We start from the raw sequence: 12,530 nt of genomic DNA, 5'->3' as shown, positions 1-12,530 counted from the left end.
ACGAAGGATGAAGCAACCTGTGATTCAACCCAATAGTCAGCCGACCAGTGCACTCATGCTGCGCGAAACCGCCTCGCAAACCGCTGGCCCCTACGTGCATATCGGCCTTGCCCTCGCGGCTGCCGGTAACCCGACGCGGGACGAAGAGATCTGGAACGAGATGGCCAGGCCTGACGCCCAGGGTGAACATATCGAGGTGGTGGGCACCGTCATTGACGGTAACGGCGATCTGGTGCGCGATGCGTTTTTAGAAGCGTGGCAGGCCGATGCGAACGGCGATTACCAGGCCGACTATGACCTGAGCAAGCCGTTCAACAGCTTTGGCCGCACGGCCACCACCTTTGATCGTGGCAGCGAGTGGTCGTTGACCACCATCAAACCCGGCGCGGTAAAGCACCCCAGCGGCCAGCGCATGGCGCCGCATATCAACCTGGCGATCTTTGCGCGGGGGGTGAATATCCACCTGCAGACCCGGCTCTATTTCGATGACGAAGGGGCCGCGAACGACCAGTGTCCGGTGCTATCGCGCATTGAATCACCGGCGCGCCGCCAAACGCTGATCGCCAAGCGCGAAGAGGTGGACGGCAAGGTGCGTTACCGGCTGGATATCCGCCTGCAGGGTGAGGGGGAGACAGTGTTTTTTGATTTTTAAATCACCTCGTTGACTGGTCTTTTAACGAAAAAGCGCTGCGGGTTGTTACGCAGCGCTTTTTTTGATGTTGATAACAACTCGGAAATATTTGAAAAGTCCAATTTTGTTTGCTCAAAGTGCTTTTTATATCCGTTTCTTTAAGGAGTATTCAGGGCGCCGGTTTTGTTCATGAAATGGCACCGTTGTGCCGCATTTGACATAGACGAATGTCGATTGGCTTCACGTGGGATAGTGGACTAATGTGTGGGTTGTGGCGAACTTGAATTCGCTATGCGAACCACAAATAGTCCAATAATAAGCCGGAGCCCCCATGAACAAACATTTTTCCAAATGCCTCCTTGTGGCTGCTATTACAGGCCTTGTTGCAAGCTCTGTTCAGGCCAGCACGTTACGTATGGCCCACTTCTGGCCCGGTGCTTCGGGAGTGAATGAAGATGTTCTGCAAGCATGGGCGGATACGATTGCCGAAGAGTCCAACGGCGAACTCACTATCCAGATGTTTCCTGCTGGCACTTTGGCCAAGCCCGATTCCATTTATGAAGCGGCAGCCAATGGTATCGCAGATATTGGGGCCACTGCCCAGGGGTACACTGCAGGGCGCTTTCCTCTCTCCCAAATTGTCGAGCTGCCAGGGATAGCCTCGACGGCTACTCAGGGGGCTTGCGTCTTGCAGACGCTTTACGATGAGGGGCATCTGGATGCCGAGTACGAAGATACGCGTCCCCTCTTCATGTTTACCACCGGCCCAGGCGGTATCCACACTATTGATACCGACGTGCAGACGCCCGCTGACCTGCAAGGGCTGCGCATTCGGCGTCCCACCGCCGTGGCGGGAGAAATGCTCGAAAACATGGGGGCGAGCCCGGTGGGGATGCCTGCCCCAGATATTTATACTTCCATGCAGCGCGGGGTCATTGATGGCCTGAGCTTCCCTTGGGAAGGTCTAAAAGGATTCCGCGTGAATGAGCTGGTCAGTTATCACACCGAAGTACCGTTTTATACGCTGATTTTTGTCGCCACCATGAACCAGAGGACCTATGACAGTCTCTCTGCAGAGCAGCAAGCCGTCATCGACAACAACTCAGGCATGAAGTGGGCCGAAAAGGCCGGTGAAGTGTTTGATCGCCTTGACGTAGAAGGTAAGCAGGAAGCCGTCGACGCTGGTCACACGATCCGCGAAATCGAGAATCCCCTTGAGCACCCGGATTGGCAAGCGCCGCTGCAAACGGGCATTGAAAGCTATTTGACTCAACTGGAAGAACGCGGTTTGAGCCAAGCCCGTGAGGTGTATGAAGCTGCTCTGGCGGCCAGCGAATCTTGTGGTGCCCAACAGGGATAAGGTCTCATGACGTCTACTCTTCACTTGCAGCACGTTCTCGACAGGGCCAGCCATTGGCTGGCCCTTGTTTGCCGCTTGGTTGCCGGTATCGCGCTGATTGGTTTGCTGGCAGTCACGATTGCCGACGTAAGTACTCGCTATCTTGCTCGTGTGACCGAAGGCGCGATTTCGTTGCGGGTCTCCGGAAGCGTCGAGTTAGTCAGCTATTTAATGCTGTTTGCGCTATTAGCGGCGATGGCCGCCAATGTCGAGAAAAGCCAGGTAGTGGTAGAAGCTTTTTCACACCGCTTGCCTCAAACCATCAAGAACCGCCTGCAAGGCCTCTATTTTCTTGGTTTCATGGCGCTCGGGTTGATCCTGTTCGTAGGTCTGCTGGACTCGGCTTCGGCGGCGGCCCGTCATGGCACCACCACGCAAGACCTGCGACTGCCCATGGGCCCCATTTATCAAATGGCTGCTGCGCTAAGTCTGTTGTTAGGGGTGCGCAGCTTCCTTCATGCTCTGCTAGGCATCGTTTATGGCCGGGGTGAGGAGGCGACTCATGGGGAGTGAAGCGATCGGTGCGATTGGCCTTGGTTGTTTGCTGGTCCTGATGATCTTGCGCGTGCCGGTCGCGTTGACCATGTTAGTGGTTGGCGTGGTCGGGTTTGCCAGCATCATTAGCTGGGATGCCGCGATTGCGCAGCTTAAAACGGTGCCGGTCGAAGTGCTCTCCAACTACAGTTTCAGCGCTGTACCGATGTTCATTCTGATGGGGGTTCTGGCTGCTCACTCCGGCATGGCCGGTAAGCTATTTGATTCGACGCGAACCATTTGCGGCGGTTGGAAGGGCGGATTGGCGATTTCGGCGATTGGTTCGTGCGGGATTTTTTCGGCGATTTCCGGGTCATCGCTGGCGACCGCCAGCACCATGACTCGGGTCGCGTTGCCAGAAATGGAGCGTTACGGCTATCACCGTGGTTTGGCGACAGGCGCGCTCGCTGCGGGCGGCACGCTGGGGATCATGATTCCGCCCAGTATTGCACTGCTGATCTACGCCATTCTGACCGAGCAGTCGGTGGGCGATATGTTTATGGCAGGCTTGATTCCAGGCTTGATGGGCCTGGTCATGTACGCGTTGACGGTCTCGGTCGTAATGCGCTTGCGTCCCTCTCTAGCGGTCGCAGGGGAGCCCACGCCCTGGAAAGAGAAGCTGGTGTCTCTCACTGGCCTGGTACCCTTTTTTGGCGTTTTCCTGGTCATGATTCTAGGGATCTATTTTGGTGCCTTTACGCCCACCGAAGGGGCCAGTGTGGGGGCATTCGCGACCTTGATCTATGCGCTCGTAAAAGGCATGCGCAGCGCTCAGCTGTGGCGCAGCGTGCAGGAGACGCTGGCGCTATCTGCTGTCGTGTTCTTCATGCTGGTAGGGGCTGAAACGCTGGGTTACTTCATTTCGGTGTCGCGTATTTCATTTTCCATTACGGACATGCTTTACGGGCTGGATCTTTCCCCGCTCGTGGTAGTGCTCATCATTCTGGCGCTCTACTTCGTGTTGGGCATGTTTATGGATTCTATCGCCATGCTGGTGATCACGGTTCCGGTGGTGTACCCGATCATTCAGGCCATGGGCATCGACCCGGTTTGGTTCGGTATTCTGACCGTACTGACCGTGGAGCTGGGGCTGATGACCCCGCCCGTGGGAATGAACGTCTTTGTGATCAAAGCCATGGCTCCACATGTGCGCTTAGGAGAAATCTTCAAAGGCGTCGCGCCGTTTGTGGTCTCAGACTTGATACGTCTGGCGCTGTTAATCGCTTTCCCCATCTTGAGCACGGTATTTCTGCTGTAGGACTTTGCTGACAAGGAGCCAATACCATGATGACCATCCAGCTACTGCTCGCAGGCGAAGCAACGGCCGCAGAGCACGAAGCCACGTTTACCCGAACGAACCCTTTGAGTGGTGAGGTTGTCACCACGGCGGCGGCAGCAAGTGCAGGCGATGCGCAGAGGGCTGCTGACGTGGCGAGCCAGGCGTTTGATGCATGGTCGCAAACAGGCCCTGGCGAGCGTCGTGCCAAACTGCTGAAAGCAGCCGAGCTCATGGAGGCCCGTCAAGGTGACTTCATCGATCGCATGGTAGAAGAGACCGGTGCTACCGTGGGTTGGGCTGGGTTCAACGTCAAAGTGGCCGCCGATGTATTGCGCGAAGCAGCAGCGCTAACGACCCAGATTCAGGGCGATATCATCCCCTCTAACGTGCCGGACAGCATGGCCATGGGCGTGCGCACGCCCTGTGGTGTGGTGGTGGGCATCGCACCCTGGAATGCCCCGATCATCCTGGGTACACGCGCCCTCGCCACCCCCTTGGCCTGCGGCAATAGCGTGATCTTGAAAGCCTCGGAGCAGTGCCCCGCGACCCATCATCTTATCGGCGAAGTGCTTCAAGAAGCGGGGTTTGGCGACGGTATCGTCAATGTGATTACCAACGCGCCGGATAACGCGGCGGAGGTCGTGAGTGCGCTGATTGCCCACCCCGCCGTGCGGCGGATCAATTTCACTGGTTCGACCAGTGTGGGCAAAATCATCGCCGAGCAAGCGTCCAGATACTTGAAGCCAGTACTGCTGGAATTGGGCGGAAAGGCTCCGTTGCTGGTACTGGAGGATGCGGATATCGAGGCTGCCGTGGATGCCGCGATCTTTGGTGCGTTCTTCAATCAAGGCCAGATTTGCATGTCCACCGAGCGTGTGGTGGTCGATCACCGCATCGCGGATGCGTTTGTGGACAAGTTTGCCGCTCGTGCGCAGGCCTTGAAAGCAGGCAATCCGCGTGATGAACGCAATGCTCTGGGCACATTGATCAACGCGCAGTCCGGTGAGAAATTGAATGGCCTGCTGGATGATGCCGTGTCAAAAGGTGCTCGTGTCGCGGCAGGTGGTAAGGCCGAGGGCGTCGTGATGCAGGCTACCGTGGTCGATGGTGTCACCCGCGACATGCGGTTATATAGCGAAGAATCGTTTGGCCCTGTCGTGGCGGTGATGCGTGTCAGCGGCGACGAAGAGGCCATTCGCATCGCCAATGACAGTGAGTACGGCCTTTCATCGGCGGTATTCAGCCGAGACAGTGCCCGTGCCATGAAAGTGGCCAGCCGCTTGCAAACGGGTATCTGCCATATCAATGCCTCCACGGTACACGATGAGCCGCAGATGCCGTTTGGTGGCACGAAGTCCAGTGGTTACGGCCGTTTTGGCGGCAAGGCGGGTATCGAAGAGTTCACCGAGCTGCGCTGGATGACGATGCAGCTGGGGCCGCGTCACTACCCTATTTAGGCGTCTCGTCACTCGCTGTTTGGCGCAGCCGAAACTCGCGCGGTGACAGTGCCGTATTTCGCTTAAAAAAGCGCGTGAAGTAAGCCGGTTCAGAGAAGCCCAGGCTGTCAGACACTTGGCCAATCGTCATGTTGGTATAGGTGAGCTGGCGCTTGGCTTCTAACAGTATGCGTTCGTGAAGCAGCTGCAGCGCGCTGCGGCCAGCGATCTGTCGGCACAACATGTTCAGGTGCGCATTACTCACCCCGATCCGCTCTGCCAAATGCTCGATATTGGGTTGGCTGCGGTAGTGCGACTCGATCAGCGCCTGATAACGCTCCAGATGCTGCTGCCCTTTATCGCTTTGCCGAAGAGCGGGGCGCTTCGTCGTATTGGCAGGGGGGCATAGGCGTGAAAGCTCGACCGTCAACGCTTGAATGAGGGCTTCTAGCAGCCTGTGGCGGGAGGGTGCGGGGTGCTGGTACTCCTCGTCGATCTGATTGACCAGCGTGGTAATGCGTTGCGCCTGGTGTGAGGACGACAAAGGGTAGAAATCTGCTTTTCTGAGCGCGCTATGCTCACCCATGAGTGCGTGTAAATGGTCTGCCAAGGGTTTGGCCAGCGTGATGATGTGCCCCTGAACAGTGGGCGAAAAGTGAAAGCCGTGGATGGACATGGCGGGCACGATAATCACCGTGCCGCTTTGTAATGAGTGACTCGTGCCTTCCAGTTCCAGCGTAACGGACCCCTCGCGCACCCATAGAATATGAACAAGATCCACGTGTCGGTGAGGGCGTATGTGCCAGTCATGTAGCTGGCTACGCTCCGCGATGGACTCGCAGTGCAGCAGGTCCGGCGTGGGCCAGTGCTGTGTCTCACCATAAAGCTTGAAGACTGGTACCGGTGGAGTAGAAGAGGCCGTCATCCTGAATCCCTTGCTCGTTTCGTAAAGCGATATTTACTACTAAGGTTGGGTAATAATATTGTAAAAGTCCAATAATTGATATTTAAGATGCCTTATATTAGCTTTTGTTTCATTGAAAAATACAAGTCATAGGTATCAGGATAACGATAACGAAGAGGCATCCCCATGAAGACGCAAGTGGCCATCATTGGCGCAGGACCTTCTGGCTTACTGCTTGGGCAGCTATTACACCGTCAAGGCATTGACAACGTCATTGTGGAGCGCCGTAGCGGTGAGTACGTGCTGAGCCGTATCCGCGCCGGCGTGCTGGAACAAGGCATGGTAGACCTGTTGGAGGAAGCCGGGGTAGACCAGCGAATGAAGGCAGAGGGATACCCACACGACGGCTTCGAGCTGGCTTTCGATGGCCGCCGTGTGCGCATTGCGCTTGATGAATTGACAGGTGGCAAGAAGGTCATGGTTTACGGCCAGACGGAAGTGACCCGTGATCTGATGGAAGCCCGGGAAAAAGCTGGCGCAAGAACCATCTACGAAGCGGAAAACGTCCAACCCCATGACCTGGAAAGCGACCAGCCGTACATCACCTTTGAGAAAAATGGGGAAACGGTCCGGCTCGATTGTGACTACATTGCAGGTTGTGACGGTTACCATGGCGTCTCGCGGCAGTCGATACCTCAGGACCGCCTCAAAACGTTTGAAAAGGTATACCCATTTGGCTGGTTGGGCGTGTTGTCTGATACCCCCCCGGTATCTGAAGAGCTGATCTACGCTCGGCACCCGCGTGGCTTCAGCCTGTGCAGCATGCGCTCCGCCACTCGCAGCCGCTACTACCTGCAGGTCTCCTCGGACGAACAAGTGGAGAACTGGTCTGACGAGCGATTCTGGGAAGAGCTAAAACGTCGCTTACCCCAAGAGGTCGCTGACCAACTGGTAACGGGGCCATCCATCGAAAAGAGCATTGCGCCACTGCGCAGCTTCGTTGTCGAGCCCATGCAGTATGGGCGGCTCTTCCTCGTTGGTGATGCGGCGCATATTGTGCCCCCCACCGGGGCGAAAGGTCTCAATCTGGCCGCCAGCGATGTCCATACACTTTATCGGTTAATGGTGAAGGTGTATCAGGAAGGCAGAACGGACTTGCTCGAACGTTATTCGCAGACGTGTTTGAAGCGTATCTGGAAGGCAGAGCGTTTTTCGTGGTGGATGACTTCGATGCTGCACAATTTTTCGGATGAAGAAGACTTCAACAGCCGTATGCAGCTCGCTGAGTTGGAGTACGTGACAAGCTCTGACGCGGGCCTTGTTACCATTGCGGAAAATTACGTTGGACTACCCTATGAGTCGTTAGAGTAACGCAACGCCGTATATCCTCCTTGCCCAGGCGCTTGCCTGGGCTTTTTTAAGAGCAGCCACCATCACTGAAGTCTCTTGCCACTCCACATCCCGGTGAACTGCCCACGGCTTACCTAGGCTGCAAGACCGATCATGGTGGCGAGATTATCACGGCCTCGGCTCAGGCAAAGGTAGAGCCTTGAGCGTCTTTGCAGGTTCATGACCTCCCCAACCTTTAGCACATGAAGATGCGGTTTCCTTGATATCGAATCCATTGAGCTGGTGCTGAGAGGTGGGCATGATGGATTGTGCTACGGCGCGATCAATGCACCAGTTCTTGCTGAATTTTATATTCAAGGATTACACATGCTTAGCCAGCGTGCGCTGTTATATCTAAACGAGGTGGTACGCCGTGGCTCATTGCGGAGGGCCGCCGCGCATATCAATGTAGACGCCTCTGCACTCAGCCGACAGTTGAAAGCCCTGGAGGAGGAGCTGGGTGTGCAGCTATGCGAGCGTCACGGTGGCGGCATGCGGGCTACCGAGGCAGGGCGGCTGCTCATTCAACACTATCATGCTCAGCGGTTGTCGGAAGAGGCCGTGCTGTCCCAATTGATGGCCATTCAGGAAATGGCTCGAGGTGAGGTGCGCATTGCCGTCGGTGAAGGGTTTATTGCTGACCTGATTGCGGCGCCCCTGGGGGCGTTCATGTCGCGTTTTTCGGGTATCAAGGTGGAAATTCGCATGGCGGGCGTCAATGAAGCCATGACCCTGGTGAAGGAGATGGAGGTCGACCTGGCGTTACTCTATGCGCCCCCCGTAGACCCGCAGATACATTGCCATGTGGAAACGCGGCAACCGCTGGACCTGATCGTGCCACCAGAGCACCCCCTTGGGCGCCTGTCACGGGCTGCCCACTTGAGCGATATCGAGCCTTGGCCGTTGGCCCTGATGGATAACCCGTTTGGTATGCGTCAGATGGTCAACATGGTAGCCCATCAGGAGCGCCGTTATCTGGATGCTCGCCTGCACACCAACTCAGTGTCGGTTCTCAAGAACTTCGTGCGTTCAGGCATCGGGGTGACCTTCATGCCTGAATTGACGGTTGCCGATGAAATAGCCAGAGGCGAGATCACTGCACTGCCCATGGCCTATCCGATCATGAGCGGTGCGCGGGCACAGATCGTGAGTCTGGAAGGCCGCCAGCTGACCGTCGCCGCGACTACCTGTGTCGAGCACCTGCGTCGGGGCATGCGTTTTTTCTCTGCCGATGCCCCTCGCTTGTGTTAACGGATGTGGCGTCGCCAGCGGTTTTCGATGGTATCGAGCTCTGCCGGACCGTAACGGGCGTGCGGGTGACCTCCATAATGAGCCCATAGCTGGTCACCCAGATCGAAGTGCCACCATTCGCTGGGCAAATTGGTGAAGCCTTGTTGGCGCATGGCATGGTAAAGCAGCCGACGGTTGTCGCGTACGTGCCTTTGCTCTGTGGATGACGTGTCGAGGTGCTCGTAGTGGTCGGTATGTGACGCGGGCACTGCTTCGTCGAACAGCGTTCCCATGTCCAACGGGATGCCATCGTCATCGCAGAGCGTGACATCCACCGCGCCTCCGGTGAGGTGGGGGCTAGGCGCAGCAGGGTCACGACTGGGCAAGGAAACGAATTCACGTGTTCGGGTCAGTAGCTCTGCCTCTTCTGCCTGAGGGTGCTGATGCCGAATCGCTTCATGCAGCGTATCGAACAGGTATTGCTGAACACGCCAGGGTCGCCATCCATCGAGCACCAGTAGCTTGATGCCCTCAGGGAGAGAGCGCGCCACGGCTAGCAAGGCTCGATATACCCCTTCACGTACGAAGCACTCAGGAATGGCGCCGGGAATGCCCAAACGGGCGTAGGCGGGAAATACCACGATAGGGGAAGGTGCCAGGCTCATGGGAAGCAGCCGTTCGTGACACTCCTGAATAGCAATACGGCTGACGGTGCTCCAGTCGGGTGAGGGCTGACCGGGAATGGCCGTCAAGGCCGTCGAAGCAGTGGCTGAAGCAGTGGGCATCTCGGTTATCCAAGTAGTCTAGGCAGAAGTAACGTCAACGATGGGAAAAAAATCAGTAGCAGCAATACGGCAATGGCAGTGAGCACGAAGGGCCAGATGGTTTTAAACAGCGAGACGATTTCCAGTCGGCTCACAGCGGCTGCCACAAAGACGCAGGCACCCATGGGTGGGGTGATGAGCGCAATCGTGATGTTCAGCGTGATGATGACCCCAAGGTGCACCGGATCGATACCGGCCATCATGGCGACGGGGGCAAAAATGGGTGTCAGCAACATGAGGGCAGACACTTCTTCCATGAACATGCCCGTCATGAAGGTGATGGCGCTGAGCAGCAGCAAGATGATGACTGGGCTCTCCGCATAGGGGGCGAGCAGCATGACGAACTGCTGAGGCACCTGGGCGTAGGACAATAACCAACTGATCGTGGCCGAGGCGGCCATGATCAGGAAAATAGCCGAGGTCAAACGGGCGGTATCCTTGATGGCTTGCCAGCACTGAGTGATGTTCAGCCCGCCTAGCACGACACCGCACAGCGCCACGTAGAGCGCAGTGAGTGCTCCAGACTCCGTTGGAGTGACGATCCCCAGGACGATACCCGCCACAATGATCACCGGTGCGATGAGCGCTGGCAGCGCGACGAGCGTGGCCAGACCAATCGCTTTGACGCTGGGCAGTTTGCCGCTTTTCGGCAGGCCCACTTGCCAGGCGTACCAGGCGTTCATGCCCATGAAGGCGGCGCCGAGCAGCAGGCCTGGAATAATGCCCGCCAGGAATAGATCACCGACAGAAGTATTCGTTAGCGACGCATACAGGATCATGAAAATACTCGGAGGGATGATCGGCCCTATGAGCGAACTACCGGCGGTGAGGCCTGCGGCAAAGGCGCGTGAGTAGCCCTCTTTTTCCATGGCGGGCACCAACAGTGAACCAAGTGCCGAGGTATCCGCGACCGCAGAGCCATTGACGCCTGCAAAAAAGACGCTGGACACCACGTTGACATGCCCCATGCCTCCGCGTAGGTGGCCGACCAGCAAGCGGGCCAGCCCCATCAACCGCTCGGTCAGGCCGCTGGCATTCATCAGGTTGCCGGCCAGGATGAAAAGGGGAATGGCCATGAGAGAAAAGGCATTGATACCGCCAAAGAATTGCTGCGGCATCATGCGCGGGATCATGGTCGGGTCAACGAATAAAAAGCCGACCAGTGCCGTCGTGAGCAGCGCGATGAACAGCGGTAGCCCGAGCAGCACGTGTACCAGAAAGACGCCCAACATGGCCAGAATCATGACGGTTCCCCTGCATCGGTTTGCTCTTGGGGAGTGGGCTCCAGAAGGCCTGGCAGCGGCGCGGGCCCATACCAAAAGACGTGCCAGGCCAACAGCGAAAACCCAATCGGCATGGACATGAGCGGCAGGGTGCGGCTTACGCCTAACCCTGACGTCGTAAACATGCTGACCGACTGCGCATAGCGATAGCTTACCCAGGCAGCCCCCACGGCCACGCCCAGGGTCAACAGCCATTGATAGAGGTTGAGCAAACGTGCCAGTGGTGCAGGCAGCAGGCGCTCCATCAATGCGACACGCATATGGCTGCCTTCGACCCACACGGCCCCGGCAGCGATGAGTACCGTACCAATGATGAGAAAGCGGGAAAGTTCGTCAGTCCAGATGGGGGCTCCACCGACGAAGTAGCGCATGATGACGCCATAAATGATGACCCCCAGGTTGGTGAGCAGCAGCAGGGCAGCCACCGTCAGGGAAAGCGGGCGGGTCACCGCCAGCATGCGAGTTCGAAGCGCGTGCATGAGAGTCTTGTCCGCAAGGTGAAGTCAGCGAGGACGGCTTGACCATTGTCCCCGCTGAGTGGATGAGCGCAGTACGAGCGGCTAGTCGAGCAGCTCTTCTTGCCCGGCATCTTCCAGAGCCAGTGCTATCCAGTGCTGGTCAATGCCGCGTTCGCTGAGCCATTCGAGGTAAGCGGGCTGACCAATTTCCCGAAAGGCCAGCAGCTCTTCCTCCGAGGGGCGAATGACTTCCATGCCTTGCTCTTCCAGGTAGGCAATGCGTTCTTCGACCTGGGCCTCATTATGCTCGCGAGCCTGCTGGTTGGCTTCCGCGACGGCTTCCAGGAAAGCGTTGCGCGTCTCTTCCTCCCAGCCCTCGATCATCTGACCGTTACCCACCAGAAACTGATTGGAGTACTGGATGTTGGCCAGCGTGAGGTAGGTTTGTACCTCATGCAGGCTGCCCAGAATGATGTACATGGGGGGATTCATTTGGCCATCGGCGACGCCCGTACGCAGCGCCATATACACTTCAGTCCACGGGATGGGGGTGCCGGATGCGCCAAAGGCTTCGTACAGGGCGACCTGGCTGGGGTCCATGGCTCTAAAGCGCAGACCTGCGAAGTCATCAGGGTGAGAGATAGGCGTCTTGTTGTTGGTAAAAGCTAAAAAGCCGCCCTCTTCAACGACCGCCAACATGTCGATGCCTGAACGCTCCTTGACGACTTTCTCGACTTCCTGCCAATAGCTGCCTTCATCGAAGAAGTCGCGTGCAGCATCGAAGTCATCGAATAGAAACGGGATGGCACTGACAAAAATTTCATCGGCAATCGGCGACACGCCTGCAAAGGACGCGATATTCAGCATGGGCGAGCTCATGGTCTGCTCCATGCGCTCCTGCTCTTCACCCAACATGCTATTGGGGTAAAGGCGAAGCTGGATCTCGCCATTGGTTTTCTCTTCGACCAGTGATTGCAGGTTGGTGGCAAACACATGCACCGCATTTTTATCGGGGTCCGGTGCGCCGTTGTAACCCAGGTTGATGGTGGTTTGCGCCATGGCCTGTGTGGCCATCATGGCGCTACCCACCAGGCAGGCAGTGGCTAGTGTTTTGATCGACTTGCGAGATGCATCAAACATCATGTTCGTCTCCTGTGTTCCCG

Annotated in this window: 12 protein-coding genes; 7 read left to right on the top strand and 5 right to left on the bottom strand. The window is 57.0% G+C overall.

The window, feature by feature from the left end:
• The first annotated feature begins 7 nt into the window (after positions 1-7).
• The 5 genes from pcaG to LG409_RS17025 all read left to right on the top strand — a co-directional run bounded on the left by pcaG (position 8) and on the right by LG409_RS17025 (position 5,300).
• Positions 8-652 (top strand): protocatechuate 3,4-dioxygenase subunit alpha, encoded by a 645-nt coding sequence (gene pcaG / locus LG409_RS17045; RefSeq protein ID WP_200885439.1) that lies wholly within the window; start codon positions 8-10, stop codon positions 650-652.
• A 310-nt stretch (positions 653-962) separates the two neighbouring features.
• On the top strand, positions 963-1,991 hold the full coding sequence (locus LG409_RS17040) for a TRAP transporter substrate-binding protein (RefSeq protein WP_144981020.1): 1,029 nt from the start codon (positions 963-965) through the stop codon (positions 1,989-1,991).
• Positions 1,992-1,997: 6 nt separating this feature from the next.
• Positions 1,998-2,543 (top strand): TRAP transporter small permease, encoded by a 546-nt coding sequence (locus tag LG409_RS17035; RefSeq protein WP_227407223.1) that lies wholly within the window; start codon positions 1,998-2,000, stop codon positions 2,541-2,543.
• Positions 2,533-3,822: a TRAP transporter large permease gene (locus LG409_RS17030; protein ID WP_189464131.1), complete on the top strand. Its 1,290-nt coding sequence runs from the start codon at positions 2,533-2,535 to the stop codon at positions 3,820-3,822. Before LG409_RS17035 ends, LG409_RS17030 begins: the two co-directional genes overlap by 11 nt.
• 26 nt (positions 3,823-3,848) lie before the next feature.
• Positions 3,849-5,300: an aldehyde dehydrogenase gene (locus tag LG409_RS17025; RefSeq protein ID WP_144981014.1), complete on the top strand. Its 1,452-nt coding sequence runs from the start codon at positions 3,849-3,851 to the stop codon at positions 5,298-5,300.
• Here the strand turns inward: LG409_RS17025 and LG409_RS17020 are convergent.
• Entirely contained in the window at positions 5,293-6,204 is a 912-nt protein-coding gene (locus LG409_RS17020) for a helix-turn-helix domain-containing protein (protein WP_039174921.1), read from the bottom strand. The genes LG409_RS17025 and LG409_RS17020 overlap by 8 nt on opposite strands.
• A gap of 165 nt (positions 6,205-6,369) precedes the next feature.
• On the opposite strand from LG409_RS17020, the gene pobA reads away from it, so the two are divergent.
• Together pobA and LG409_RS17010 are read left to right on the top strand one after the other, a co-directional pair.
• Positions 6,370-7,554 (top strand): 4-hydroxybenzoate 3-monooxygenase, encoded by a 1,185-nt coding sequence (gene pobA / locus LG409_RS17015; protein ID WP_227407222.1) that lies wholly within the window; start codon positions 6,370-6,372, stop codon positions 7,552-7,554.
• A 345-nt stretch (positions 7,555-7,899) separates the two neighbouring features.
• Positions 7,900-8,823 (top strand): LysR family transcriptional regulator, encoded by a 924-nt coding sequence (locus LG409_RS17010; protein WP_189464127.1) that lies wholly within the window; start codon positions 7,900-7,902, stop codon positions 8,821-8,823.
• Here LG409_RS17010 and LG409_RS17005 read toward each other — a convergent pair.
• From LG409_RS17005 to dctP, 4 genes are all read right to left on the bottom strand, one after another.
• On the bottom strand, positions 8,820-9,587 hold the full coding sequence (locus tag LG409_RS17005) for a M15 family metallopeptidase (protein WP_186299096.1): 768 nt from the start codon (positions 9,585-9,587) through the stop codon (positions 8,820-8,822). The two genes, LG409_RS17010 and LG409_RS17005, sit on opposite strands and share 4 nt — an antisense overlap.
• A 5-nt stretch (positions 9,588-9,592) precedes the next feature.
• On the bottom strand, positions 9,593-10,870 hold the full coding sequence (locus tag LG409_RS17000; RefSeq protein WP_193461709.1) for a TRAP transporter large permease: 1,278 nt from the start codon (positions 10,868-10,870) through the stop codon (positions 9,593-9,595).
• The gene (locus LG409_RS16995) at positions 10,867-11,388 is read right to left on the bottom strand and encodes a TRAP transporter small permease (protein WP_081135974.1); all 522 of its coding nucleotides are present in this window, start codon (positions 11,386-11,388) and stop codon (positions 10,867-10,869) included. Before LG409_RS16995 ends, LG409_RS17000 begins: the two co-directional genes overlap by 4 nt.
• Positions 11,389-11,469: 81 nt before the next feature.
• The gene (gene dctP / locus LG409_RS16990) at positions 11,470-12,510 is read right to left on the bottom strand and encodes a TRAP transporter substrate-binding protein DctP (protein WP_227407221.1); all 1,041 of its coding nucleotides are present in this window, start codon (positions 12,508-12,510) and stop codon (positions 11,470-11,472) included.
• Between the last annotated feature and the right edge of the window lie 20 nt (positions 12,511-12,530).

The sequence above is a fragment of the Halomonas sp. NyZ770 genome, from assembly GCF_020616575.1.
In the GTDB taxonomy this organism is placed as follows: Bacteria; Pseudomonadota; Gammaproteobacteria; order Pseudomonadales; family Halomonadaceae; genus Vreelandella; species Vreelandella hamiltonii.
Note: the sequence above shows the minus strand (reverse complement) of the source record. Positions and strands in the feature narration are given on the sequence as shown.

What these genes read in the sequence shown, in the direction of transcription:
- pcaG (WP_200885439.1), top strand. Translation starts at nt 8, where the DNA reads ATGAAGCAACCTGTGATTCAACCCAATAGTCAGCCGACCAGTGCACTC.
- pobA (WP_227407222.1), top strand. Translation starts at nt 6,370, where the DNA reads ATGAAGACGCAAGTGGCCATCATTGGCGCAGGACCTTCTGGCTTACTG.
- LG409_RS17035 (WP_227407223.1), top strand. Translation starts at nt 1,998, where the DNA reads ATGACGTCTACTCTTCACTTGCAGCACGTTCTCGACAGGGCCAGCCAT.
- LG409_RS17020 (WP_039174921.1), bottom strand. Translation starts at nt 6,204, where the DNA reads ATGACGGCCTCTTCTACTCCACCGGTACCAGTCTTCAAGCTTTATGGT.
- LG409_RS17010 (WP_189464127.1), top strand. Translation starts at nt 7,900, where the DNA reads ATGCTTAGCCAGCGTGCGCTGTTATATCTAAACGAGGTGGTACGCCGT.
- LG409_RS17040 (WP_144981020.1), top strand. Translation starts at nt 963, where the DNA reads ATGAACAAACATTTTTCCAAATGCCTCCTTGTGGCTGCTATTACAGGC.
- LG409_RS17025 (WP_144981014.1), top strand. Translation starts at nt 3,849, where the DNA reads ATGATGACCATCCAGCTACTGCTCGCAGGCGAAGCAACGGCCGCAGAG.
- LG409_RS17030 (WP_189464131.1), top strand. Translation starts at nt 2,533, where the DNA reads ATGGGGAGTGAAGCGATCGGTGCGATTGGCCTTGGTTGTTTGCTGGTC.
- LG409_RS17005 (WP_186299096.1), bottom strand. Translation starts at nt 9,587, where the DNA reads ATGCCCACTGCTTCAGCCACTGCTTCGACGGCCTTGACGGCCATTCCC.
- LG409_RS16995 (WP_081135974.1), bottom strand. Translation starts at nt 11,388, where the DNA reads ATGCACGCGCTTCGAACTCGCATGCTGGCGGTGACCCGCCCGCTTTCC.
- LG409_RS17000 (WP_193461709.1), bottom strand. Translation starts at nt 10,870, where the DNA reads ATGATTCTGGCCATGTTGGGCGTCTTTCTGGTACACGTGCTGCTCGGG.
- dctP (WP_227407221.1), bottom strand. Translation starts at nt 12,510, where the DNA reads ATGATGTTTGATGCATCTCGCAAGTCGATCAAAACACTAGCCACTGCC.